This is a genomic window from Prescottella sp. GW823-FHT02E09, assembly GCF_058797375.1.
This window is the reverse complement of the sequence record NZ_JBXAJP010000001.1, coordinates 187,144-211,974: the sequence shown is the minus strand read 5'-3', so window position 1 is coordinate 211,974 and position 24,831 is coordinate 187,144. Positions and strand designations below refer to the sequence as shown.

24 protein-coding genes are annotated in these 24,831 nt (G+C 68.1%); 14 read left to right on the top strand and 10 right to left on the bottom strand.

Features of this window, described 5'->3' with window-relative positions:
- Window positions 1–39: 39 nt before the first annotated feature.
- Window positions 40–1,044 (top strand): 4-hydroxy-3-methylbut-2-enyl diphosphate reductase, encoded by a 1,005-nt coding sequence (locus AC1RIF_RS01025; RefSeq protein ID WP_492599514.1) that lies wholly within the window; start codon window positions 40–42, stop codon window positions 1,042–1,044.
- 66 nt (window positions 1,045–1,110) lie between these two features.
- On the opposite strand, the gene AC1RIF_RS01020 is transcribed toward AC1RIF_RS01025, so the two are convergent.
- On the bottom strand, window positions 1,111–2,067 hold the full coding sequence (locus AC1RIF_RS01020; RefSeq protein ID WP_492599513.1) for a DUF6542 domain-containing protein: 957 nt from the start codon (window positions 2,065–2,067) through the stop codon (window positions 1,111–1,113).
- Between the two features lie 120 nt (window positions 2,068–2,187).
- On the opposite strand from AC1RIF_RS01020, the gene AC1RIF_RS01015 reads away from it, so the two are divergent.
- Window positions 2,188–3,384 carry a metallophosphoesterase family protein gene (locus AC1RIF_RS01015; protein ID WP_492599512.1) on the top strand — a complete coding sequence of 399 codons (1,197 nt, stop codon included), beginning with the start codon at window positions 2,188–2,190 and terminating at the stop codon, window positions 3,382–3,384.
- Entirely contained in the window at window positions 3,381–6,362 is a 2,982-nt protein-coding gene (locus AC1RIF_RS01010) for an AAA family ATPase (RefSeq protein ID WP_492599511.1), read from the top strand. Before AC1RIF_RS01015 ends, AC1RIF_RS01010 begins: the two co-directional genes overlap by 4 nt.
- Here AC1RIF_RS01010 and AC1RIF_RS01005 read toward each other — a convergent pair.
- Window positions 6,359–7,564, bottom strand: a complete 1,206-nt coding sequence (locus tag AC1RIF_RS01005) for an AI-2E family transporter (protein WP_492600109.1) — start codon at window positions 7,562–7,564, stop codon at window positions 6,359–6,361. The two genes, AC1RIF_RS01010 and AC1RIF_RS01005, sit on opposite strands and share 4 nt — an antisense overlap.
- A gap of 185 nt (window positions 7,565–7,749) precedes the next feature.
- On the opposite strand from AC1RIF_RS01005, the gene AC1RIF_RS01000 reads away from it, so the two are divergent.
- Window positions 7,750–8,226, top strand: a complete 477-nt coding sequence (locus AC1RIF_RS01000) for a hypothetical protein (protein ID WP_492599510.1) — start codon at window positions 7,750–7,752, stop codon at window positions 8,224–8,226.
- A gap of 9 nt (window positions 8,227–8,235) precedes the next feature.
- Here the strand turns inward: AC1RIF_RS01000 and AC1RIF_RS00995 are convergent, their stop codons facing one another.
- Entirely contained in the window at window positions 8,236–9,813 is a 1,578-nt protein-coding gene (locus tag AC1RIF_RS00995) for an FMN-binding glutamate synthase family protein (protein ID WP_492599509.1), read from the bottom strand.
- 96 nt (window positions 9,814–9,909) lie between these two features.
- Between AC1RIF_RS00995 and AC1RIF_RS00990 the strand changes: the two genes are divergently transcribed.
- The 9 genes from AC1RIF_RS00990 (at window position 9,910) to AC1RIF_RS00950 (ending at window position 18,925) form a co-directional block, all read left to right on the top strand.
- Window positions 9,910–10,341, top strand: a complete 432-nt coding sequence (locus AC1RIF_RS00990) for a MarR family winged helix-turn-helix transcriptional regulator (RefSeq protein ID WP_492599508.1) — start codon at window positions 9,910–9,912, stop codon at window positions 10,339–10,341.
- A 78-nt stretch (window positions 10,342–10,419) separates the two neighbouring features.
- Window positions 10,420–10,875 (top strand): MarR family winged helix-turn-helix transcriptional regulator, encoded by a 456-nt coding sequence (locus AC1RIF_RS00985; RefSeq protein WP_492599507.1) that lies wholly within the window; start codon window positions 10,420–10,422, stop codon window positions 10,873–10,875.
- Between the two features lie 128 nt (window positions 10,876–11,003).
- Window positions 11,004–12,623 (top strand): MDR family MFS transporter, encoded by a 1,620-nt coding sequence (locus AC1RIF_RS00980; RefSeq protein WP_492600108.1) that lies wholly within the window; start codon window positions 11,004–11,006, stop codon window positions 12,621–12,623.
- Between the two features lie 141 nt (window positions 12,624–12,764).
- Window positions 12,765–13,352, top strand: a complete 588-nt coding sequence (locus AC1RIF_RS00975) for a class I SAM-dependent methyltransferase (protein ID WP_492599506.1) — start codon at window positions 12,765–12,767, stop codon at window positions 13,350–13,352.
- A gap of 63 nt (window positions 13,353–13,415) precedes the next feature.
- Window positions 13,416–13,811, top strand: a complete 396-nt coding sequence (locus AC1RIF_RS00970; protein WP_492599505.1) for a CD225/dispanin family protein — start codon at window positions 13,416–13,418, stop codon at window positions 13,809–13,811.
- Between the two features lie 71 nt (window positions 13,812–13,882).
- Entirely contained in the window at window positions 13,883–14,962 is a 1,080-nt protein-coding gene (gene ychF / locus AC1RIF_RS00965) for a redox-regulated ATPase YchF (protein WP_492599504.1), read from the top strand.
- 409 nt (window positions 14,963–15,371) lie between these two features.
- Window positions 15,372–15,497 (top strand): hypothetical protein, encoded by a 126-nt coding sequence (locus AC1RIF_RS00960; protein WP_492599503.1) that lies wholly within the window; start codon window positions 15,372–15,374, stop codon window positions 15,495–15,497.
- Between the two features lie 1,139 nt (window positions 15,498–16,636).
- Entirely contained in the window at window positions 16,637–17,524 is an 888-nt protein-coding gene (locus tag AC1RIF_RS00955; RefSeq protein WP_492599502.1) for an AurF N-oxygenase family protein, read from the top strand.
- Window positions 17,525–17,536: 12 nt separating this feature from the next.
- On the top strand, window positions 17,537–18,925 hold the full coding sequence (locus AC1RIF_RS00950; RefSeq protein ID WP_492599501.1) for an FAD-dependent oxidoreductase: 1,389 nt from the start codon (window positions 17,537–17,539) through the stop codon (window positions 18,923–18,925).
- Here AC1RIF_RS00950 and AC1RIF_RS00945 read toward each other — a convergent pair.
- Window positions 18,914–19,075: a hypothetical protein gene (locus AC1RIF_RS00945; RefSeq protein WP_492599500.1), complete on the bottom strand. Its 162-nt coding sequence runs from the start codon at window positions 19,073–19,075 to the stop codon at window positions 18,914–18,916. The two genes, AC1RIF_RS00950 and AC1RIF_RS00945, sit on opposite strands and share 12 nt — an antisense overlap.
- Before the next feature lie 144 nt (window positions 19,076–19,219).
- Here AC1RIF_RS00945 and AC1RIF_RS00940 point away from each other — a divergent pair, with 144 nt between their 5' ends.
- Window positions 19,220–20,167 (top strand): glycoside hydrolase family protein, encoded by a 948-nt coding sequence (locus AC1RIF_RS00940; protein WP_492600107.1) that lies wholly within the window; start codon window positions 19,220–19,222, stop codon window positions 20,165–20,167.
- Between the two features lie 144 nt (window positions 20,168–20,311).
- On the opposite strand, the gene AC1RIF_RS00935 is transcribed toward AC1RIF_RS00940, so the two are convergent.
- The 6 genes from AC1RIF_RS00935 to AC1RIF_RS00910 all read right to left on the bottom strand — a co-directional run bounded on the left by AC1RIF_RS00935 (window position 20,312) and on the right by AC1RIF_RS00910 (window position 24,519).
- On the bottom strand, window positions 20,312–20,467 hold the full coding sequence (locus AC1RIF_RS00935; protein ID WP_492599499.1) for a hypothetical protein: 156 nt from the start codon (window positions 20,465–20,467) through the stop codon (window positions 20,312–20,314).
- Window positions 20,464–21,072: an LppA family lipoprotein gene (locus AC1RIF_RS00930; protein ID WP_492599498.1), complete on the bottom strand. Its 609-nt coding sequence runs from the start codon at window positions 21,070–21,072 to the stop codon at window positions 20,464–20,466. The genes AC1RIF_RS00935 and AC1RIF_RS00930 overlap by 4 nt, the downstream gene beginning before the upstream one ends.
- 335 nt (window positions 21,073–21,407) lie before the next feature.
- Window positions 21,408–21,911, bottom strand: coding sequence for an Rv1352/Rv1906c domain-containing protein (locus AC1RIF_RS00925; RefSeq protein WP_492599497.1), 504 nt, complete (start codon window positions 21,909–21,911; stop codon window positions 21,408–21,410).
- Between the two features lie 198 nt (window positions 21,912–22,109).
- Window positions 22,110–23,087 carry a pseudouridine synthase gene (locus AC1RIF_RS00920; protein WP_492600106.1) on the bottom strand — a complete coding sequence of 326 codons (978 nt, stop codon included), beginning with the start codon at window positions 23,085–23,087 and terminating at the stop codon, window positions 22,110–22,112.
- A 100-nt stretch (window positions 23,088–23,187) separates the two neighbouring features.
- Window positions 23,188–23,661 (bottom strand): hypothetical protein, encoded by a 474-nt coding sequence (locus AC1RIF_RS00915; RefSeq protein WP_492599496.1) that lies wholly within the window; start codon window positions 23,659–23,661, stop codon window positions 23,188–23,190.
- Window positions 23,662–24,249: 588 nt separating this feature from the next.
- Entirely contained in the window at window positions 24,250–24,519 is a 270-nt protein-coding gene (locus AC1RIF_RS00910; protein WP_492600105.1) for a GlsB/YeaQ/YmgE family stress response membrane protein, read from the bottom strand.
- Window positions 24,520–24,831 lie beyond the last annotated feature (312 nt).

Sequence of the window (24,831 nt, the reverse complement as noted above, 5' to 3'; positions counted from 1 at the left end):
TGCCGGGGCGGTCGCGGACATGCCCCGTAGGCTGGAGTCATGTCTTCGGCTGTTCCTCTCAATCTGGGTATCGCACGATCCGCGGGTTCCGATGCGGCTGGTGTCGGCAAGCGGATCCTTCTCGCCGAGCCACGTGGCTACTGTGCGGGCGTCGACCGTGCCGTCGAGACGGTCGAGAAGGCGCTCGAGAAGCACGGCGCACCGATCTACGTGCGCAAGGAAATCGTGCACAACCGCCACGTCGTGGACACGCTCGCCGAGCGCGGCGTGATCTTCGTCGACGAGACCGACGAGGTTCCCGAGAGCTCGGTCCTGGTGTTCTCCGCCCACGGCGTCTCGCCCGCAGTGCACGCCGCGGCCGCGGAGCGCAGCCTGCACACCATCGACGCGACGTGCCCGCTGGTGACGAAGGTGCACCAGGAGGCCAAGCGGTTCGCCCGCGACGACTACGACATCCTGCTCATCGGTCACGAGGGGCACGAGGAGGTCGAGGGTACCGCCGGTGAGGCGCCCGATCATGTGCAGTTGGTCGACGGCCCGGACGCGGTCGACTCGATCACCGTCCGCGACGAGGACAAGGTCATCTGGCTGTCGCAGACCACGCTGTCGGTCGACGAGACGATGGAGACGGTCAACCGTCTGCGGGAGAAGTTCCCCAAGCTGCAGGACCCGCCGAGCGACGACATCTGCTACGCCACCCAGAACCGTCAGGTCGCGGTCAAGGCGATGGCGCCCGAATGCGATCTCGTGATCGTGGTCGGCTCCCGGAACTCGTCCAACTCGGTGCGACTGGTCGAGGTCGCGCTGGGCGCGGGCGCCGAGGCCGCGTATCTCGTGGATTTCGCTCGCGAGGTGGATCTGGCGTGGCTCGACGGTGTCCGCACGATCGGCATCACGTCCGGCGCGTCGGTGCCGGAGATCCTGGTCCGCGGCGTGATCGACCTGCTCGCGCAGCACGGTTTCGACGACGTACAGCCGGTGACCACCGCCAACGAGACGCTCGTGTTCGCGTTGCCGCGTGAGTTGCGGGCCGCGCGCGCGTAGCGCCACCGAACCAACGAAGACCGCCCCGGGACAAGCATTCGTCCCGGGGCGGTCTTTCGTTTGCGGCTACTGGTCGATCGGGGGTTCGCGGCGATCGCGGTAACGCACCTGCCGGACGGGGTGATCAGGGGCGTCGGCCACCGGTCGGGCCGTCCGGGCCGGAATCGGGTCGCGATCGAGTGGCTCACGGTTCCTGACGATCGGCTCGTCGTAGCCGTTGTCGCGGCGCACGTTGTCCCTGCGTGGCGCGTCGCGGTAGACCGGCTCCCGGTGGATCGGTTCGCGGCGGATCGGCTCCCGGTGGATCGGCTCGCGCGCGACGGGGTCGTGATACCCGTCCCGCCCCCGACGCTGGTCGGGGCCCGCGTAGGCGCCGCTGTAGGACGACGCATGCGCCGTGACGGGGTCGTGCGGCGCGCGCGCGGTACGCGGCTCACGGGTGGGCTCGCGGTCGGCATCACGGACGTCGCGGCGGGGGCGCGCGCGGCGTGTCGCGGTGGTGGGTTCGTCCCGTCGAGCCGTGCGCGCCTCGGTGCGAGCGGGACGGCCGGACGTCCGCCGAGTACGTGAACGCGTGGGCGCACCGTTCTTCTGCTGGGCGAGGAACGTCCGGGCACCTGCGATCAGCGCCACCACGACGGTTGCGGCCAGCATCAACGGGAAACGGTTGACCAGTGGAATCGCGACGTTGAACGCGAGGTCCTTGAGCCCGGTGCCGGCGTTGTCGGTGAGTACCTGCTGACCGATCGGTACCGCGACGAAGAGGAGGAGTGGCGGCTGCACGATCGCGGTGAACAGTCCCCGCTGGCGGACGGCGAGCACAGCCAGCACGCAGCCGAGGAAGTACATCGTCGAGAAGGTCGAGGTCAGCTCGTTGCCCGACATACCGTCGAATGCGAAGCCGAGGAAGGTCAACCCAGCGGCGACTGCGACAGCTCCCCAGGCGGGTATGCCGGGAATGGTGGGGAGGGCCGATCTCTGGTCGAGCGGCACCCCGGATCTAGCACGTTGGGTTGCGGACACACTTCGACAGTAGTCGCTAACGGTCGGCTTGATTCGTTGGCGGGACCGTCGGAAGCCGAGAAATCGGCCGACCCGTCCGCGTCGGCGCAGTGTCGGCGGGGTGCTCTACCGTCTTGCGGCATGAGGATCCTGCACACGTCCGACTGGCACATCGGGCGCACGTTCCACGGCGTCGACCTGCTCGGCGACCAGGCGCGGGTGCTCGACGCGATCGCGGAGACGGTCGTCGCACGCGATGTGGACGTCGTGGTGGTCCCCGGCGATGTGTACGACCGGTCGATCCCGAGTGCGGACGCGGTCTCGGTCTGCAACAGGGGCTTCGAGGCGATCCGGGCGGCCGGTGCGGTGATTGTCGCCACATCGGGAAATCACGACTCGCCGGTGCGCCTCGGCGCGGGCGCGGCGTTCGCGGCGGCCGGCGGCCTGCACCTCCGGACCCGGGTGGGGGAGTTGGACACCCCGGTGCTGCTGGACGACGAGTACGGGCCGGTCGCGTTCTACGGGATCCCCTACCTCGAGCCCGAGATCACCCGCGCGGAGCTCGACGCACCCCACGCGCGGTCGCATGCCGACATCCTGGACGTCGCGATGACGCGTGTCCGGGCAGATCTCGACGCGCGCAGGGCGGACGCGCCTGGAATGCGTGCGGTGTTGCTGGCACACGCCTTCGTCGTCGGCGGGGAGGCTACCGGGTCGGAGCGCTCGATCTCGGTCGGCGGCGTCGAGACGGTGTCGGCGTCCGCGTTCGACGGTGTCGACTACGTCGCACTCGGGCACCTGCACTCACCGCAGACGCTGGCCGAGCACGTCCGCTACAGCGGCTCGCCGCTGCCGTACTCGTTCGGGGAGCGCTCGCACCGCAAGTCGGTGTGGCTGGTGGACATCGACGCGAACGGGCTCGCGGCGGTGGAGCGGATCGATCTGCCGGTGGTGCGGGGGCTCAGCCAGCTCGTCGGCACGCTCGACGAACTGCTCGACGATGCGGCGTTCGCGTCCGCGGAGGAGCACTACGTGTCCGCGGTGCTCACCGACCCGCTCCGGCCGGTCGACGCGATGCGGGCGCTGCAGACCCGTTTCCCGTACGCCGTGCACATGGAATGGCAACGCCCGGAGGGTAATCCGGAGCTCAAGTATCGGGATCGGGTGCGCGGTCGATCGGACCTGGAGGTGACGCAGAGCTTCGTGTCCGACGTCCGCAGCGGCGCGACGGCAGGGGAGGTGCGTCTGCTCGAGCAGGCGCTGCGCAGCGCCACCGCGCCGGAGGAGTCGTCGCCCGGCGTCGCCCAGCGCTCCGAGTCGATGGAGGTCTCGGCGTGAGGTTGCACAACCTCGAGGTGAGCGCGTTCGGACCGTTCGGCCGGACCGTCGAGGTCGACTTCGACGAACTCGGCTCGGACGGTCTGTTCCTGCTGCACGGCCAGACCGGGGCGGGCAAGACGACGATTCTCGACGCCGTCGCCTTCGCGCTGTACGGCACGGTGCCCGGCGCCCGGAAGGACGGCAAGCGACTGCTGTCCGATCACGCGCCTGCAGGCTCGGTGCCGACGGTGACGCTCGAGGCGACCATCGGGGGACGTCGACTGCGTCTCATCCGTTCACCGGAGTATCAGCGGCCCAAGAAGCGGGGCGCGGGAACCATCACGGAGAACGCGAAGGCCACCCTCGAGTGGCTGGACGGTACCGGCGAGAACCTGTCCCGGATCCCCGACATCGCCCGGGAAGTCGAGCGGCTGCTGGGGATGACGTCGGATCAGTTCTTCCAGGTGGTGCTGCTGCCGCAGGGGGAGTTCGCGAAGTTCCTGCGGGCCGACAACGAGGACCGCGGCAAGCTGCTCGAGCAGCTGTTCGACACCACTCGGTTCAAATCAGTCGAACAGTGGTTCGTGGACCGGCGGCGGGCCAGTGCGGCTCGGGTCGAGGAACACCGCAAGCAGGTGGACCTGCTGCTGGCGCGGGTCTCGACCGCGGCGGGCCTCGAGGTGGGTACCGAAGGCGACCCGCTCAGCTGGTCGAGGAGACTGCTGGAGCAGGCCGCCGAGACGGTCGACCTGGCGTCGGTGGAACTCGCCCGCACACGCACGGTCGAGGAGAAGGCGCGTGCCGCCGCCGCGGAGTCCCGCCGCGTCCACGACCTGCAGCTCCGACGCGACCGTGCGAATGCCGAACTGGCGCAGCTCGAGTCGGGTGCCGCCGAGCGTGACGAACTCGCCGCCGAGGTCGACTGTGCACGCCGCGCAGCCCCGGTCGAGGCTGTCGCCGCGGATGCGGAGTCGGCTGCGCGCGACGCCGAGACCGCGATCTCGCGTGCGCGTGCCCTCGCCGACGGCCTGAGCGGATCGGTGGACGGTGCCGGTCTGGTCGCGCAGCTGTCGTGGCCGCAGACCGAGGCGGACCGGGAGGCGATCCGGGCGCAGGCCCGGGACTGGACCGCGGAGGTCGTCCGCCTCGACGCGCTGCACACCGAAGCCCGGACCGCCGACCAGCTGGGTCGGGATCTGGAGGCGATGCGCGGTCGCGGTGTCGAGTTGTCCCGCCGGGCCGAGGACCTTGCGAGCGCCCGCGCGCGGTGGCCGGAAGAGTTGCGCGCGGCGGAGGAAGCGGTGCGGTCGGCCGAGCATGCTCAGGCGGCCCTGCCGGCGCTGGAGGATGCCTGTACCCGCGCTGCGGACGCCGCGGCCGCCGCGGCCGAACTCGTGTCGACCCGCGCGGCGTTGGACGAACGCCGCGCGGGCGCCGCGAGCGCCAGGACCCGCCACCAGGATGCCCGGGATCGGCTGCTCGACCTGCGGGAGCGGCGCATCGCCGGCATGGCGGCGGAGCTCGCCGCGGAACTGGTCGACGGCGACAAGTGCGCGGTCTGCGGCTCGCTCGAGCACCCCGAGCCCGCGCGTCCGGGTGCAGCCACCGTCACGAAGGTCGACGAGGACGCCGCGCGGGTCGTCGAACAGAAGGCGGCCACCGCCTTCGAGGCGGAGACCGAGCGGGTCACCAGTCTCGAACGCACCGTGGATCTGCTGATCCAGCGTGGTGGCGACGGGGACCGCGAGGCGTTGCAGCAGGCACATGCCGTCGCGACCGCCGAGGTCTCCCGGGCGCGGGCTGAGGCCGCCACGCGCGCGAAGGCGACCGGCGTGCTGGACCAACTGCGTTCTCGCGGTGTGCAGTTGGACGAGCAGTCGCGTGCCGTGGACAACGAGCGCACCGCACTCGAGACCCGTATCGAGTCCGCCGAGGAGCAGGTCCGCCGGATGCGCGACCGGATGCTGGAGGCGGCCGGGGCCGATCGCAGCGTGCCGGCCCGTCGTGAGCGTTTCGACGCCCTCTCCACCCGGGCCGCCGGCCTGCTCGACGCCCGTGACCGGGCCGCGACGCTCGACACAGCCGCACGGGAGTTGTCGGACCGGGCGCACACGGCGGCGGCCGACGCCGGCTTCGTCTCGCTGGCGGAGGCGCTGGCGGCGGTGCGCCCCGCGGCACGGATCGAGCAGATCGACACAGTCCTGACCGCGGCCCGGGACCGGCTCGTCGCAGCCGGTGCGGTGCTGTCCGAGCCCGATGTCCAGACGATCGCGTCGCTCGACCCGATCGACCCGTCGATGCCGGAGGCGACGGCCCGCGAGGCCGCGACGGCCGTGGAGGTCGCCGCCACGGCGGTTGCCGAGGCGGAGACCCGCCGCACCAACGTCGAGCGGTTGACCACCCAACTCGAGGAGGCGATGAAGGGGCTGGGTCCGGTGCTGGCGCAGCACGACGAACTGGCGGGCCTGGCCGACGTCGTCGAGGGGCGAGGCCAGAACTCGCGCAAGATGTCGTTGCGGTCGTACGTCCTGGCCTCGCGGCTCGAGGAGGTCGCGGTGTCGGCGTCGGTGCGGCTGCGCCGGATGTCCGCCGGACGCTACGAGTTCGTGCACTCCGACGAGGCCGGCTCGCGTGGCCGCCGCGGCGGCCTGGGCCTGGACATCCGTGACGACTACACCGGCGTCGTCCGCTCCGCGAAGACGCTCTCGGGCGGCGAGTCCTTCCTCGCGTCGCTGTCGCTGGCGCTGGGCCTTGCGGACGTCGTGGCCGCCGAGTCCGGTGGCGTGGTGCTCGACACGATGTTCATCGACGAGGGTTTCGGCACCCTCGACGCCGACACCCTGGACCTGGTGATGGGGGTGCTCGACGAACTGCGCGAGGGCGGCCGCGTGGTCGGCATCGTCAGTCACGTGGACGAGATGCGGCAGCGGATCCCGAGCCGGCTGCACGTGGTGCGGGGCCGGGCCGGGTCCACCCTCGAGATGATCGCCGGCTAGCTCTGCACGGGCTCCGGCCCCGACGAGTTCCCGCTCGGGAGGGCCTTGCGGAGCGGGCTCGGTTCCTCGGGCGGCTGCCCGGGGTTCTCGGTGGCGGTGCCGTCGGCCGTTGCTTCCGCGGCGTCGAGCAGCGCGTCTTCCTCGAGACGGTGGTCGATCTGCTCACCGAGGTAGCGGATGACGACCGCGCCCACCGCGGCGACCGGCACGGCGAGGAACGCGCCGACGATGCCGAACAGGGAACCGCCCGCGGTGACGGCGAGCAGCACGACCACGGCGTGCAGTTTCATGCTCTTGCTCTGCAGCACCGGCTGCAGCACGTTCCCCTCGATCTGTTGGACCGCGATGATGATCGCGAGCACGATCAGCGCCGTCGTCAGGCCGTTGGCGACGAGCGCGACCAGCACCGCGAGGGCGCCCGCGACGAATGCGCCCACGATCGGGACGAAGCCGCCGATGAACGTGAGGATCGCGAGCACCGGGGCGAGCGGCACGCCGAGGATCAACAGTCCCGCTCCGATGAAGACGGCATCGATGAGGCTGACGAGGGCCTGCGTGCGGATGAAGCCGCCGAGGGTGTCCCACATCCGGCCGAGGACCTCTTCGAGGTGCCGTCCCGCCCGGCCGCCGCCGACGCTGTGCATCCAGGGGATGAACCGAGGGCCGTCCTTGATGAAGAAGAACGCCAGCACCAGGACCAGGCCGAGCGTGACGATCATCGATCCCGCGGTGGTGACACCGCTGAACACGCCCGAGGCGATCGCGGTACCGCTCTCCTGGACCTTGGAGGTGATCGCGTGGACCGCGGTGTCGATCTGGTCGTCCTGCAGGTTGATCGGCGGGCCCTTCAGCCAGTCCTGCACCTGCTGGATGCCCTGGGTCGCCTTGTTCGCGAGTTCCGGGGCCTGATCCACCACCGACGGCACGACCAACGCCACGATCCCGCCGAAGATGGCGAAGAAGACGAGCAGCGTGATGGCTGCCGCCCCGGCCGGGGGCACGCCCCGCTTGGTGAGGGCACGGGTCGGGGGCCACAGCACCGTGCAGACCACGATCGCGAGCAGCACCGGCAGCACGATCACCCACAGCTTCTGCAGGACCCAGCCCATCACCAGCGCCCCGACGGCGATCGCGGCGATGCACAGCGACCACTTCGCGAGCCACATACCGCCGGCACCGATAACCTCGCCACGATCACGCATGCGTAGGCGCGAACTGGACTGATCGGTCTTCTTGACGCTCACGGGGAGAGGATCCTTCCGGCAGGGTGACGACGGTCGTCGTCGAATCTACGCATTCCTCCTCGAATCGGCGCGAGCAATTCGATCCGGTCACGACCCGGTGAAAGCGGACAAGGGTGGCTGACACCGTCCGTAGGATCCGGCGCATGACGAGAATCAACGGGAAGTTCGCCGCCACGATCGTCACAGCAACTGCGGTCGTGCTGACGCTCGGAGCATGTACCGACGACAGCGGGACGTCCGAGGAGACCAAGGAGCGGATCAGTTCCGCGGTCACGTCCACGCCGGAGGCCACCGACGAGACCGGTCCCGGAGAGGCGCTGCGTTCGAGCATCGAGGCGACGGCGTCGAGCGCGGTGTCCGGTATCGGCGGGGCGTGGGACAACGCCAAGCTGACGGCATTCACCGCGGCGTTCCGGACGGCGTACCCGAACCTGTCGAGCGACCGCGACGACGAGTCGATCGAGTCGATCGTCAAGGAGACGTGCACCGCCATCGACGCCGGCGCCAGCGATCAGGAGCTGACCGACAAGGTCACCGAGGTCGCGACCAACGACGGCACCGTCCCGACCGAGGACCAGGCTGCGCGGATCCTGCAGATCGTCCGGCCGGCCTGCCCGTAGGTCCGCCGGTCAGAAGCGGGACGGGTCGGCGGCGCGCCAGTCGCGCCGCCAGGATCCGCGCGCGTGGTCGAGGAGTTCCTTCGGTTCCAGCCAGTCGTAGAGTTCGGCGTACGTGCGGGTGGTGACGCCGTCGACCCGGCGGTGCAGCATCGACGGATGCAGTTCGTCGAAGCTGTCGAGTCCCATCGACGCGACCATCTGCTTGGCGCTCGCGACGGTGGCCTTCTGGAACCGATACACCCGCGCCGTCTTGTCGGGCACGTCGAGGGCCCGCGCCCGGGCCGGGTCCTGCGTGGCGACACCGACCGGACAGTGGTTGGTGTGGCAGGCCTGTGCCTGGATGCATCCGACCGCGAACATCATCGCGCGTGCGGACAGGGTGAAGTCCGCGCCCTGGATGATGCGCTTGACGATGTCGGATCCGCTGGCGACCTTCCCCGAGGCGCCGATCCGGATGCGGTCGCGCAGGCCGACGCCGACGAGAGCGTTGTGCACCAGCATCAACCCCTCGGTGAGCGGCATGCCCATGTTGTCCTCGAATTCGACGGGGCCGGCGCCGGTACCGCCCTCCGCGCCGTCGACGATCACGAAGTCCGGGGTGACGCCGCGTGCGAGCATCGCCTTGCAGATCGCGAGGAACTCGACGCGGGACCCCACACAGAGTTTGAAGCCGACGGGCTTGCCGCCGGACAGCGTGCGCAGACGGACGACGAAGTCGATCAACTCGTGCGGTGTGCCGAACTCGCGATGCGCGGGCGGTGAGATCACCGTGTGCCCGATCGGGACGCCGCGGGCCTCGGAGACCTCGGCGGTCACCTTGGTGCCGGGCAGGACACCGCCGAGTCCGGGCTTGGCGCCCTGCGAGAGCTTGATCGAGATCGCCTTCACCTGGTCGTCGGCGGCCTTGGCGGCGAACTGTTCGGGATCGAATCGGCCCTCGGGGGTGCGGCAGCCGAAGTAGCCGGACGCGATCTCCCAGATCAGGTCGCCGCCGTGCCTGCGGTGGTACCGGCTGATGCTGCCTTCGCCGGTGTCGTGCGCGAACCCCCCGCGCGCCGCGCCGGCGTTGAGTGCCTCGATCGCGTTCGCCGACAGCGACCCGAAGCTCATCGCCGAAACGTTGAGCAGCGCGATGTCGTACGGGCGGCTGCAGTCGGGCCCGCCGATGCGCACCGTGGGCGTCGCTTCGGGCGCGGGCCGGGCGCGCAGCGAGTGGGTCATGAACTCGTAGCCGATCGCGTGCACGTCCCGTTCGGTGCCGAACGGCTCCTCGTCCAGCGTGCCCTTCGCGCGCTGGTACACCAGATCTCGCGTCTCGCGATCGAACGGTGTTCCACCGGTTGATGTTTCGACGAAGTACTGCTGAATCTCGGGTCGGATGTGTTCCATGAGGAAGCGCATGTGGCCGAGGATCGGGTAGTTGCGCAGCACATTGTGGCGCCGCTGCAACAGATCCCACGTTCCGACGAGGGCGAGCGCAACCAGCGGAATCGTGGCGAGGAGCCACCACGGCGAGAAGACTCCGGTCGCGACGGCGGCTGCCGCCCCGAGTATCCAGACACTGACGACGATCGACCAACGAACCATGCGGCGATGGTAGGCGGTGGACGCGGGCCGTACCCTGTCGGGCGTTGCGGTCGGTGTGTCCACCGGCTCCGGTCATACGAAGGGACGCCCACGAACATGAGCACGGATCCGATCACCGAGCTGGAGGCCGAGCTGGTCGACATGTGGCGGCGTGGGCGGATCCAATCCCGCGAGCGGGCACGCGCGATCCATCCCAAGCTCGATCCGGCCTGCTACGCGCTCCTCATGATCCTCATCCGCACCGATGCGGTTCCGATGTCGGATCTGGTCGCCGAGCTCGGCGTGGAGAAGTCGACGATGACCCGTCAGATCGACGCCTTGGTGCGTCTCGGTCTGGTCGAGCGTCGACCGGATCCGCAGGATGCCCGCGCGCGCCTGGTCGCGCTCACCGAAACCGGGCGCGGTCAGCTCACCGCCCTGCGTGAGGTGGTGATCGCGCGGTGGCGTGAACGGCTGTCGAGGTGGGATCCCGCGGATGTTCGTCAGCTCACGACGCTGCTGCATCGGCTCGGCGACTGCTCCGACTGAGCAGCTGGTCGAATATTTAGTTGCGAGACGCAACCATCGCCCCCTATAGTTGTACTACTCAACTAATTGGGAGGGGTCATGGTCGCGACGGATACCGCCGATGCGCTGCTCGACAACCTGCGTGACATCGTGCGCCGCGGTCGTGACGTCTCTGCCGTGCTCGCTCGCGAGTCCGGTGGCGACATGCTCACCGAACCGATGGGGGCGGTGCTGTCGCACGTCGCCGCCGGTCAGGGGCGACGCTGCAACGTTCTCGCCGAGCGAATGCGAATCACTCCCTCCACGTTGAGTCGGCACATCGCCCACGCGGAGGAACTCGGCTACCTGATGCGAGTTCCCGATCCCGCCGATCGCCGGGCCACCCTGCCCGCGTTGACCGACGAGGGGGAAGCGGTTCTCCGTCGGCACCGCGACCGGCAGAGGGCGTGGTTGCTGGCCTCGATCTCGGACTGGTCGGACGGGGAAGCGCAACAGCTCGTGGACGGGCTCGCGCGCTTGCGTCTGTCGGTGCGGGACGCGACCTCGACGTCGTGACGTCAGACTTTTCAATTCACTTTTTGTGCAACTGTTTTCGGGGAAACTCGAAGAACTCGTGAGGTTTCCGCATGAGCACATCCGCTACCCGGGATACCGGGACACTCGATCCGTCGACCGATTCACCGATGACCCACGCGCAGCGCATTCAGGCTCTCGTGGGTCTGCTGCTCGGCATGTTCGTCGCCTTCCTGTCGTCGACGATCGTCTCGAACGCGTTGCCGACCATCATCACCGATCTGCACGGCACGCAGGACCAGTACACGTGGGTGGTCACCGCGACGCTGCTGGCGTCCACCGCCACCACCCCGATCTGGGGCAAGTTCTCCGACCTGGTCAGTAAGAAGCTCCTGGTCCAGCTGTCGATCGTGATCTTCACGATCGGATCGGTGCTGGCCGGCCTGTCGCAGTCCGTGGGCATGCTCATCGGATTCCGTGTGATCCAGGGCATCGGACTCGGTGGTCTCCAGGCGCTGGTCGTCATCGTGATCGCGAGCATGTTCAGCCCGCGTGAGCGTGGCCGCTACCAGGGCCCGATCGCTGCCGTGATGTCCGTCGCGACCGTCGCCGGGCCGCTGATCGGTGGCGTCATCGTGGACACCAGTTGGCTGGGCTGGCGCTGGACGTTCTTCGTCGGCGTGCCGCTCGCGGTGATCGCGCTGGTCTTCGTCCAGCGCACCCTCAACCTGCCCGTGGTTCGCAAGAACGTCAGCATCGACTACTTCGGTGCACTGCTGATCGCATCCGGTGTGAGCACCCTGCTGATCTGGGTGACCTTGGCAGGCAAGAACTTCGACTGGGCGTCGGGAGTCTCGTACGGGCTCGTCGCGCTCGGCGTGGTGCTGCTCGGACTGGCGATCTTCGTCGAATCCAGGGCGAAGGACCCGATCATCCCGCTGCGGCTGTTCCGGGACCGCACCACCGCACTCGCGACCCTCGCGAGCGTCGCGGTCGGCATCGCCCTCTTCGGTGGCGCGGTGTTCCTGGGCCAGTACTTCCAGATCGCGCGCGGCTACTCGCCGACAGCGGCCGGGCTGCTGACGCTGCCGATGGTCATCGGTTCGATGGTCTCGTCCGCGGTCTCGGGCTCGCTCATCACCAAGTTCGGCCGCTGGAAGGGCTTCATCGTCGGTGGCTCGATCATGATGACGGTCGGCTTCTTCCTGCTCTCGACGATCGACCACCAGACCAACATGGTGCTGCTCGGCAGCTTCCTGTTCGTCCTCGGTATCGGCATGGGTATGACGATGCAGAATCTGGTGCTGGCGGTGCAGAACACCGTGAGTCCGGAGGATCTCGGTTCGGCCAGCTCGACGGTCGGTTTCTTCCGCTCGCTCGGTGGTGCAGCCGGTGTCTCCGTTCTCGGCGCGGTGCTGTCGAGCCACGTCGCCGACCTCACCGCGAAGGGCCTGGCGGCGGTCGGTATCGACGTCGGCGGGGGTGGTGGGTCCGGGGCGGGGCTGTCGAACCTCAACGAGCTGCCCGGTCCCATTGCGGACATCGTCCGCGGCTCCTACGGTGACGCGACCGCGCGGATCTTCCTGATCTCCGGCATCGTCTCGCTGCTCAGCCTCGCGGCGGTCCTGTTCATCAAGGAGGTCGCGCTGCGCACCTTCAGCGCCGACGACCAGCGGCGGGCCGAGGCGACCGGTGACGACATCGACGCCGAGCTCGCCGAGATCGTCCAGGGCGACCCCGTCCTGGTGGACCCGCTCCCCGCGAAGCCCGGTGACCCCGGAAGGCAGTAGGGGCAGGTTCAACTCACCCGGAGGGTGGCGTGGGCAGTGGATTCACTGAATCGCCGCCCACGCCACCCTCTGTGCGTCCTCCTGTGCGTCGCCGGGGAGGGCGCTCACAGGGTCCCGACCGCACGCAATAGGCTCGTGGCCATGGCCGACACCCGCTGGCAGCGTGAACGATCCGCATCCGACTCCCGTCAGTACATCGAGCGCTTCGCACAGCTCGAAGCCGACGGCACGGACCTGCACGGCGAGGCCCGCGCCGTCGACGCGATGCTGCCGCGGAGCGCGCGCGTGCTCGACGCCGGTTGCGGCACAGGGCGACTCGGCGCGGAACTGGCACGCCGGGGACATCGGGTAACGGCCGTCGATCTGGACCCGATCCTGGTGGCGGAGGCGCGGAAGAACAGCGCACTGACAGTCCACGAGGCCGATCTGGCGACGCTCGACCTGCCGGGGGAGCGGTTCGACGCCGTCGTCGCGGCCGGCAACGTGCTGATCTTCGTCGCCCGCGGCACCGAGCGCCGGGTGCTGCAGCGACTCGCGGACCACCTGGTGCCCGGCGGTGTCCTCGTGACCGGGTTCGCGACCGACTACGAGTACACGGTGGACGAGTTCGACGCAGACCTCGCTGCCATCGGCCTCGTCCGGGAGCACCGCTTCGCGACGTGGGACCTGCGGCCGTGGCGCGACAAAGCGGGTTGGGCCGTCACCGTGGCCCGCAAACCTGGCCACTGACCGACTCGTCGGTTTCGGTTACGGTCTCTGCCGACACACCGTCGTCAGACCCAGGGGGATCCCATGTCCGAGCCGACCTACAACCCCGGCCCGCAAGACCCGTACGGTGCACCCGGCTACCCGCAGCAGCCGTACCCGTCCGCGCCGCAGTACCAGCCCGCCCCCGCCCAGTACGGCGTCCCGCCGCTGCCGCCGTCGAACGCCGGTTGGGCGGTCGCCGCGATCATCTTCTTCTGGCCGGTCGCGTTCTCGGCGTTCGGTCATCTGCACGACATCTTCCCGAAGTGGGCGATGGGCGACTACCAGGGCGCGCAGTACGCGTCGGACCGCGTCAAAGCGCTCGGCAAGATCGCACTGTGCATCGCCGCGGGGCTCGTCGTGCTGTACGTGATCTTCATCATCATCGTGATCGCGGCCACCGCGAACGAGGTCAGCTCCGGCTACTCGTACAGCTACTGACCCGCCCGGTGGTCGGCCGTAGTGCGGCCGACCACCGCTGCGGCGCCGGGACGCCGTAGAATCCCTATACCGTGAGCCTTACCCTCGGAATCGTCGGACTTCCCAACGTCGGCAAGTCGACCCTTTTCAACGCGCTGACCAACAACGACGTGCTGGCCGCGAACTACCCGTTCGCCACCATCGAGCCCAACGTCGGCCTGGTCGAGCTGCCGGACGAGCGGCTGAAGAAGCTGGCCGAGATCTTCGGTTCCGAGCGCATCCTCCCCGCCACCGTGTCGTTCGTCGACATCGCCGGCATCGTCAAGGGTGCCTCCGAAGGCGCGGGCCTGGGCAACAAGTTCCTCGCCAACATCCGTGAGGCCGACGCCATCTGCCAGGTGGTCCGCGTGTTCGCCGACGACGACGTCGTCCACGTCGACGGTCGCGTCGATCCGGCGTCGGACATCGAGGTGATCGAGACCGAGCTCGTCATCGCCGACATGCAGACCTTGGAGAAGGCGCTCCCGCGTCTGGACAAGGAAGCGCGCAAGAACAAGGAACTGAAGGCGCAGCACGACGAGGCACTCAAGGCTCAGGCGTTCCTCGACGAGGGCAAGACGCTGTTCAGCGTCAAGGACAAGCTGGACTTCTCGCTGCTGCGTGAGCTGAGCCTGCTCACCACCAAGCCGTTCCTGTACGTCTTCAACGCCGACGAGGCCGTCCTCACCGACGAGGCCAAGGTCGCCGAGCTGCGTGCCTCCGTCGCGCCCGCCGACGCCGTGTTCCTCGACGCCAAGGTGGAGCAGGAGCTGCTCGAGCTGGACGAGGAAGACCGCCAGGAGATGCTGGACTCCATCGGCCAGTCCGAGCCCGGCCTGCACGCCCTCGCCCGCACCGGCTTCCACACCCTCGGCCTGCAGACCTACCTCACCGCCGGTCCCAAGGAAGCGCGCGCCTGGACCATCCACAAGGGCGACACCGCCCCGCAGGCCGCCGGCGTCATCCACACCGACTTCGAGCGCGGCTTCATCAAGGCCGAGATCGTCTCCTTCGACGACCTCGTCGAAGCCGGATCCATGAACGCCGCCAAGGCCGCCGGCAAGGTGCGCATGGAAGGTAAGGACTACGTCATGCAGGACGGCGACGTCGTGGAGTTCCGCTTCAACGTCTAGGGGGTCTGGCTTTTTCAGGGCTCCGTCCGCAGTACGTCCGCAGTAGAACCCGCAGAGGCTCGGATCAGTTCTTCCGCAGCCCTGCGGGTTCTGTCATTCACATCCGGCCACAGCTGGCCAGCGACGACGCCGGCTACATCACCGGGACCAGCCTCATGGTCGACGGCGGCTGGGAGATCGCCAACTACCCCGATTTCACCAAGCTCGGGGGCTGGGGTCGTCGGCCTGAGTGCCCAATCCTTCCGCTCCCGAGGGTTCCCGCCGATCGGGGCGAGGAGTGGGCGCTCAGGCTTGGTGCCACCGGTGGTCGACGAGCGGCGTCCGCGGCCCGAACTTGGGCTTGCGGGCCTGACCGCTCTCCTTCGATACCGACACCTTCGCCCAGCACTACGACCACGTCCACTGGGCCATGACGCAGATGGTCGATTCCGACGGCAAGCTCATCTTCGCCGGTGGCGGCGGGGAACTCGCGGGGTGGCGGGCGATGCCCCTCCAGTGGACGCACCGCCCGGCCACGTTTTACGTGCAACACTGAGGAGGCGAAGCGCGTACCCGTGTCTGCAGCAAGGGAGCACAGACACGGGTGACGTCAACCATTCAGGACCGTCGGATCCTGCGAATTCCGTTGTGTGCGTTGTTTTCTCGCGGACATTCAGCCACCAGACCCGATGAAGCCCCCGCCATCCACGCGATGGTTGGGGGCTTGCCGTGTTTCGGTAGTGGGGTGGTGGTTGAATGTGTATTCACCCAGGGTGAGGGTCCGCGTGTAGGTCAGCTGGCGGTGCTCAGTACACGGGCAAGGCCGAGCATGACGAGACTTCCGAAAGCCCAGCTGACACTGCCGGCAACGTGATCGATCAGCGTGAACTCGGAGAACGGACCCATAGCTAACTCCTTCAAGCGAAAGTGGCTGCACGGCGGGACTGCCGGATGCCCAAAGAAGCTAGCGGCCAGGCCTTATGTGGCGCAAGTTACACCCGGTGGATCGGCAGTCTCTACCGTCGAGAGAATGGGCGCCAGTTCTGCCGTGCACCGAGACGGCCTGTACCGCAAGACGGAGCGGGCCCGGCACCCGAGGGGGAAGGGGCCCCATTTGTGAGGGATGTTCCGATCGGCCGGAGAGCCACCTGTCTTCGAGGCGTGGCGGGCAGTGCGGGTGTCGACTAGGGGTGGCATGGACTCGCCAAGGTCAAATGACCCACGCAGAATGAGACTCTCCGTCCGGCACTCACGGCGGCAGAGATCGCCGAGCGGTTGGTGATGCACCCCAACGCGGCAGCCGTCATTACCGTTGGAGGGTTTGTCCACAGTGCGTCCGCAGTAGCGCCAACGAGCACCGATGCCGGCCAACGAGTGCGACGCCCGAATCCGCTTCTGTGGAGGGTTTTTCCAGCGGTGTTCAAACGTGCCAACGGTGCGCAGCAGAACCCACAGAGGTTCGGACATTTCGTCCGGAGCCCTGCGGTTCTGTCCTCTGCGTCGGCCACGCACACCGTCGACAGGTGTGATCCGGGTTACGCTCGGCCTGCGGGTATCGACGGTGAAGCGCCGTCGGTGTTCGAGGCACCGCTTCGTCGCGACAGCTCGCCGAACCTGTGTTTCCATGCCCGTACGAGTGGAAGGGCGGGAACCCCCGTGTCCACACCGGCACAGTGATCGGAGGAGTCGGACACGATGGCAGGTTCCGAGAGCGACGCGATCTTCGAGACCCTGTTGGAATCTGCCAAGCGACTGTCGTTCGATTCGAGGAGTCCGCTCGTCTACCGACCCGAACCTGGCGACGACGAACGCCACGGTATGACGCCGCAGTGGTCACCGCTCTACGGAACCCCGCTGTGGGACGGCCTGTCCGAGGAGGCGCGCGTCCGGCTCACCAGGAGCGAGGTCGCGCAGTTCCTGGGCATCGGCATCTGGCTCGAGGTGGGTTTGCAGGTGGCTCTGCTGAGGGCGAGCCACAGCGCGGATCCGGGTCGCCCGGATATCAAATTCCTCTTCAACGAATGCGCCGACGAGAACCTGCACTCGTTGATGTTCGCCAACGCCATCGAGAGCATCGGATCCCACTTCTATCCGCGCGACCGGATGCTGGACTTCTTCGGTTGGCTGTTCCGCCACATCGCGTGGGACGAAGTCGCGTACGGAATCGTCCTCGCCGGCGAGGAGATCTTCGACGTCATGCAGCGTGACTGGATGAACAGTGACGACGTCGCGGCACCCATCCGCCGGTCGGCCTACATTCACGTCGTCGAAGAGTCCCGGCACATGGCGTTCGCGCGTCGGAAGATCCGCGATCGATTGGTCGGACGCTCCCGCTTCCGCCGGTTCGTCAGCACCATGATCATCGCGGCAGGAATGCACCTGATCGCGAGGAGCCTGATCAATCGCCGGGTGTACGACGATCTCGGCCTCGACTGGGATGTCGTGAAGGCGAACATCGATGGGAACGAACACCATCGGATGATGTTCCGGAGGGCTGCGGAGCCGTTCATCGAATTCCTGAGCAGAGAAGGGCTGCTGAATTCCGGCGCTCGATGGATCTACCGAAAGTCGAACCTTCTCTGACTAGGAGTTGTCGTGGCCCACGTCATCCTGGGACATTGCTGCAAGGACGCCTCGTGTGTGCGGGTGTGCCCACAGAACTGCATCCATCCCACGCCCGGGGAGGACGGCTTCGCGTCCACCGAGACGCTCTACATCGACCCCGACTCGTGTATCGACTGCACTGCCTGCGTCGAGGCCTGCCCGGCCGTGGCGATCAAACCCGAGCATGCGTTGACCTCGACCGAACTCCCGTACGCCACCCGCAACAGGGAGTTCTTCGTGCAGGCCCCCGCGGCGCCGCGCTCCCGACCACGAGCCGTCTTCGAGCTGCCACTGGCCGGCCCGAGTGACCGACTCGAGATCGCCATCGTGGGGTCGGGGGCTGCCGCGATGTACACGGTTCGCGAACTCCTGCAGCGATCGTCGTCGATCCGCGTCACCGTCTACGAGCAGTACGACACGATCGGGGGCCTGTTGCGCCGGGGTGTGTCCCCGGACCACGTCGGTGTGCGCGAGATGATCCGACTCTTCGATGTGCCCTTCGGTGACGACCGCGTCACGATCGTTCCCGGAACCGAAGTCGGCGTGGATATCTCGATCGGAGAGCTTCGGCGGGGGTTCGATGCCGTGATCCTCGCCTGCGGAGCCTCGCAGCCGCGTCGGATCGGCTCCTCCGGTGCCGGTGACGAGATCCACCAGGCCATCGACATTCTGGTTGCCGAGAACTGCGGCACATTCCCGCCGCCCGCACCTGCCGGACCCGGATGCGTCGTGATCGGAGCGGGCAACGTCGCCTGCGACGTGGTCCGGTGGGTCGCGAGGACCCGTCACCGGGCGGCCGCGAGCGAACAGCTCCGAGAACTGGTGATCCTGTCGCGGTCGGCCCCGGACGGCGCCGCCTTCACTCCGTCGGCGTTCTACGAGCTTCTCGACCTCGAGCACACCGAGGTGCTGATCGACCGAGCAGGCAGCGCACCGTGCGTCGCCGCGGACAGCCCGCTGCTGCGCGCGTTGTCGCACCTGCCCTCCACCGATGTCGGCGACGTGCACCCCTCGCCGACCGGGGCCGCGGGCCCGCTGCGCATCGTCCTGTCGTTCGGACAGGAGGTGGCCGACCTCGCGAAGACCGGACTCGGTGCCGTCGCGGTCACCACGACCAGCGGTCGGACCCTCCATGCCAATTCCGCGATCTGCGCCACCGGATTCACCACCAAGCCGATCGACGGCGTTCCGCTGGGCGCCCGGGGTGTCGTGCCCAACCGTCGCGGACAGGTGATCTCCCACGAGACGGGCGATCCGCTCGAGGGGCTGTACGTCGTCGGCTGGGCCAAGCGAGGTGCGTCCGGCGGAGTCGGCGACAACCGCGCCTGCGCGGCCGAAACCGTCACACAACTCGCCACGGACCTCCGCTCACGGGTGTGACGTCACGGCGACGAAGCTGGTGCATTCGTCCGGTGCGCGGCGCAGGATCGTGTGCAGCGCAGCATGTCCCGAGACGCTCTCGCCGATGTCACTCACTTCGATCAGCGTCTCGGAGTCGGGTTCGTGGGAGTCGTCGACGTGGCCCCTCACTCGTGTACGGCAGTGCGGCGTCGCCACGTCGTCGGTAACGATCTGCTAAGGCCTGTGGCCGAAGCTGGGCGTGGTGCGCCTGCCGTCGTGGATGCTGCAGAGGTGACATTCGCCAAGCGAAGCTGTTCCGCCCTATGGGTGGTGATGCTGTGTGTCGCAGGCGTGTTGGTCGCGGCGTCGGGGAGCAGTGGGGCCGCACCGCCGTCGGGTTGGCGATACACGATGGTGGCGTTCAGCAACACCAGCGACAGCGACATGGACGTGTTCGAGTCGGGGGACGGGTCTCAGTTCCAACTGGTCCAACCGTCGGCGTATCGACCCCCGTCAGGACTCGTGCGTGACCCGAGCATCTTCCGGAACGCGGACGGGCTGTACTACATCACGTACACGACGGGCGGCGGGGCGAGTATCGGCTTCGCGCGCAGCAGTGACCGCGTCAACTGGACGCACATGGGCAACCTTCCGGTCCCGTTCTGCTGCGCCCTCATGCCGGGGACGGGGGACGGCAAGGGATCGGCGAGCCTGCAGGGCTCCTCGAACTTCTTGGGCTCCTCGGGGTCCGCAGGCTCGGCCGACGGGCCGTCGTTGTCGCCGTTCGTCACCAAGGCGTGGGCGCCCGAATGGTTCGTCGAGGGCGACCGCGTCAACGTCATCCTGTCGATGTCGACCGGTGGGGGATTCGTGCCGTATCTGATGACGGCGCTGGAACCCTCGCTCCGGCAGTGGAGCCTGCCTGTTCCGCTCGCCGGCATCGGAGCCGACCACATCGACACCACCGTGGTCAAGGTCGGATCGACATATCATGCGTTCACCAAGAACGAGACGACCAAGGTCATCGAGCATGCGGTCGCCCCATCGGTGACCGGTCCGTACTCCTTCGTCCCACCCGGAAACTGGGGCACGCTGGTGGAGGGTCCAGCCGTTGTCCAGTTGCCGAACGGTGTTTGGCGGATCTATCTCGACGCGTACACCGAAGGAAAGTATCTGTACTCCGACAGCACGGATGGGCTGAGTACCTGGTCGCCCGTGCAAGAGCTTCCAGGTTCTTCGGGGAAGGTGCGCCACTTCGGTGTGATGCGAGAGCCGGCATGACACCGACCCGATGACAGGCGCACCGGGTCCTCCACCGGCAGATCGCGGTAATCACCAGACGACCGGGTGCGCACCCAACGCCGTGCCGCGGCGGATCTGTGGAGAGGGCATCGGCATATGCGCCGTCATCCCACCGCTCGGGTGTCAGACGCGTCGGACGAGGGCTCCGGTGGAGTAGTACGCGTCGTCGTCTTCCTCGGGCGCGGGGTGGTGGCGCGGCGCAGCGGTGTCGGTGATGGGCAGTGCGGTGATGCGGCCGCCGGACGCAGAGAGGTCGTCGAGCGGTGCGGGGCTGGTCATGGTGTGGCTCCCGGTGTCGTCGGGTCGGTTCGCTCGGCGGGCAGGCGACAGCCGGTCTCGGCCCTGATGAGGGCGGCCACCCGGCTTCCGATCCAGATCTTGCCGTCGTCGCTGGTGAGCACCACGGCGTGATCGCCCGGCTTGTCGACGCGTACGTTCAGCTGGGTGATTCCGAGGGGCGCGGCGATGTCACGGGCGGCTTGGAGCACGAGTGGCCATTCGGCGTCGGAGATCGGGGTGGTGAGACGAGGAACTGGGTCTCGATCGAGAGACCGTCGGTTTTCCCGAAGGCGCCGCCGCATCCGTGCTGTTCCCTCGGGCGGTCCGGTTCCCAGTTCAGTGCGGGTGGACGCCGTCGGGGCGGGTGCCTGCGTTGACGGAGAGTTGTTCGAAGTCGGAGTGCTGGGGTCGGGGCCGAACCGGTGCGTCTTGCCGATTTCGGTGACGATCCGGTTCTCGTCGGCCTTCATCAAGGAGCAGTGGTCGGTGTCGTCGTAGCCACGGACGTTCGCCTCCGCAGTGGCTGCACCGGGCGCGGCCCGGTCCGGGGCTCGCAGCGGAGCCTGTGTGGTGTGACGCAGGCGGGCGGTGAACGCTTCCCTCACGATTGCTTCGGGTTGGTGACGCCTGTCGGCGGGGATGAACCACACAACTCTAGGGAACGCCGATGGTTCCGAACCCCGGTTGACCTGAACCTGGAAGCCTCCCGGGGCGACGACCGAGTCGGTGTCGGCTGTTGCGACCAGGGTGCCGCCGCCGGTGACCGCCGTGGCCGGGGTGTATCGGCACCATTCGTCCGCGGCGACGGGGCGACTGTAGTCGACGGGCGTTCGGCGAATCGCCGTGGTTCGGGTAGCGCCCGTGGTCAGGTTCAGCCACCTCACCCCTCACGGCGGCCGGCGCTGCGAGCCGGCCGCCTGAGCTGTTCGCGTTCCAGCGATCAGGAACCGGTCGAGTCGTTCGCGAGTGATCCGTTGATGATGGAACCGGTGGCGAGGGAACCACCGAGCGACCCTGCCGCCGAACCGACCTCGAGAGACCCGACCAGAGGGTCGACCAGGGAGCCGACGTCGAGCGAGCCGAACAGGGAATGGAGGAAGCCGCCGTCCAGTTGGGTGTCGCGCGTCCACTCGCCGCACCCGGAGGTGATGAACACGTCGTCGGTTTCTTCGATCTTCACCGTGGTCGGGCCCTTGGTCTTACCGGACGCGATCGGTTCCATGCGGAGCGTTTTCATGCTGCCGCGCACCCAGGTGCAGGTCTGGTTTCCGTCGACGAGTGCACCCTCGGTGGAGTAGATGCCGGGTCGGATGTCCTTGTTCACGTAATACATCCCGGTCCCTTCGGGAATGGTCTTGGAGGCTGCGGACGCGATTCCTGTGCCTCCGAGGATGATTCCGACCGATGCTGCTGCGACAACGCCGGCAGCGATGGACTTGCGCATTCCGTTTTCTCCCTGAGGTTCCGTGGTGGGTCCCGGCGACTGTAGTGGGCAGTGCCGACCTGTAGGGCGGTTTTGGACACTTGTCCTGATGGCGTGCTCGTCGAGCGGTGCGCCGCTGGCCGTGGTCGGTTCGACGCAGGCCGGACGTGAACGGTTCCATCGCGATTGTGGCGGGTTGGTGGCAGGCGGCGCCGCGTGTCACAGCCCGGACGCGGGCGCCTCGCTCAGCGTCCGCTCGGTGACGAACCGCCGCGGAGTACCCGACAGCGGATCGGTGAATTCCAGTTCCCGCGCGAGCAGTTGGAGCGGTAGGGAATGGTCGTCCGGTACTTCGGGCAACAGGTCCGGGTACCAGCTGTCGCCCAGAATCCCGATGCCGAGGGCTGCCAGATGTACCCGCAGCTGGTGCATCCGTCCGGTGTGCGGGCGCAGGATCGTGTGCAATACAGCACGACCGGAGGCGCTCACGCCGGCACCACGTATCTCGACCAGCGTCTCGGAGTTGGGCTCACGGGAGTCGTCGACGACGACCCGCAGCTCGCCGCGCCGCGACTCGATGTGGTTGCGGTAGACGACGGGGACGGCGTGCCCGGCGAGCGTCGGTGCGTCCGGGTTCCATCCGGACGGTAGGGCCGATACAGCCTCGTAGACCTTCGTGACCTGCCGCTTCTCGAACAGCGACTGGTAGGCGCCGCGTGTCGCGGGGCGCGCCGAGAACATCACCAGTCCGGCGGTCGCGCGGTCGAGTCGATGGATCGGCGTCAGGTCCGGATTGTCGAGTCGGGTCCGCAACCGGACGAGCGCGGACTCCCGGAGGTACCGCCCGCCCGGGGTGGTGGGCAGGAAGTGCGGCTTGTCGATCACGACGAGGTCGTCGTCGACGTACAGGATCTCCTCGTGGAACGGCACCGGTTCCTCGACCGGAAGATCGCGGTAGTACCAGATGAACTGGTGCGCGCCCAGCACCGTGCCGCGCCCGATCGGCCGGCCGTCGATGCCCACGATCTCGGCGGCGTCGAACCGCCGGTACAGGTCGTCGGCGTCCAGGTGGTCGAACCTCCCGACGACGTACTCGGCGATCGTCGCCCACGGCCCCGACGTCGGGACGCGCAGCCGCGTCGGTCCGACCCCGTTCTTCACGGGCAGGGGTGAGGGCATCGGCACGGGCATCATCATCTCACCGGCCGCGCCGAGGGCCGCGACGACGGGCGGTTGCTGCGACAACGGCCGAGAGTCGACCGCCCTAACCGCCGGTTCTGCGGTGCCGTCCGGTGTCTCAGTGCGCCGGGCGAGGGGACGCGGGAGGGTCCTGGTGTCCCCCTCCGAAGGGGTGTTTCCAGCTTCGTTCGCCGGCGGTCTCGGCACTGCCGGTGGTGGTGGGAGTGCCGGTGTCGGTGTCCGCGGCAGCATGACGGGCGGTGGTCGTCTGCGTTCCGGTGGCGGCGAGTTGGTCCCGTTCCTGGGTGAGTGCGGCCTCGTTCCGGCGCGATTGCTCCAACTCGTTACGGTCGGCCCGTCCTCGTCTGGAGGCGCGCCGGGCCCCCGTGAGCACAAGGGCGAGCCCCAGGAGGCCGACGGCCCCGACGACGATTCCGTAGAGGAACAGGGCACCGGTCGATCCGGTCACGTGATAGCCGAACACCGAGAAGTCGTCGGTCAGGGCATGCTCGCTGCCCCCGTTGGCGAGGACGCCTGCCACACCGACGACGACTGCCGCGATGAGAATGATCAGGCCGATGATGACGATCATGGCAACTCCAGGTGAGCGAGAAGGGTCCGTCCGGGAGCGAGTACCCGTTCCGGGACCGCCTCACACCTGGCGTGCCGCATCGTCCGAGTGCCGACCGCAGCAAACCGCCCGTTCGGCGCCGAATCCGAGCGGTCGCTGCGCCGGCGCGGCGACCGCTCGTACGGCACGGGGCAGGTCGGAGACGCAGACTCCGTTGCCGGGTGGGCTCGATGTCCGATGCGAGGGGATCTCGATGGAAGACGTCACGAATCCTTCTGCGGTGGAGCATGACCCGGGTCGGGTCCTGGTGCGGAGCGAGTTCGCCCCCTTGCACACGGTTGTCGTGTCACAGTCCCAGTTCGGCGCACCGGATGTGTTGTCGGAATCCGGCACCGCGTTCCTGGCGCCGGAGGACCGAGACATGCCGGCGACAATGCTCGGCCGCGATCACGCCGATGCCTCTCCCGAGCGTCAACGTCGGTGGGAAGCCGAGCGCGACAACCTGTGTGCTGTGTTCGAGCGTCACGGCGTCGAGGTGCTGCGACCGCGGTTGCTGAACGAGGCGGAGAAGAAGGCCGCCGGAGTTCCGGATGCTCGATGGGCGGCGTCTCAGCTGACCGACGACGCTGCCCGGGTCTTCCACCACGACCAGGCGGCCGTGACGATGATGGCGCCGGCGAGGGAGCCGATGATCCCACTGGGGCGCAATGCCAGGCCGTCTCCGGCGAGGAGGCTGATGACCAGGCCGCCAACGAACGAACCCCCGATGCCGGCAGCGCAGGCCAGACTCCAGTCGATTCCGTTCTTGGATCTGCCCATGATGAGCTGGGCGACGACGCCGACGAGCAACCCGAACAGAATGATCCCGATGATCAGCATGGCGGGAGTATAGGCAGCCTTTCCCTGCTGGTTCCTTGTTTTGTCGCAAAGACACGATTTCGCGACGACAACAATCGTGGTGGGTATCGAACTCGGTGATCCGAACTCTTGAACCGCCTGGACAGGCGTTCTCGGGCTGTGGGCGGCGGCCGCGTCGCCGTTGACGATCTCGTCGGCGGCACACAGGATTCCCGGCATGACAATCAGCGTCGACACCCGGGCACCCCGGCACGCCGTTCCGGCCTGCTGCGTGGGTGCCATCTGTCCGCGCTCCTGTTGATGTCGCCGGCCCCCGGAGTTCGGCGGGCCGTC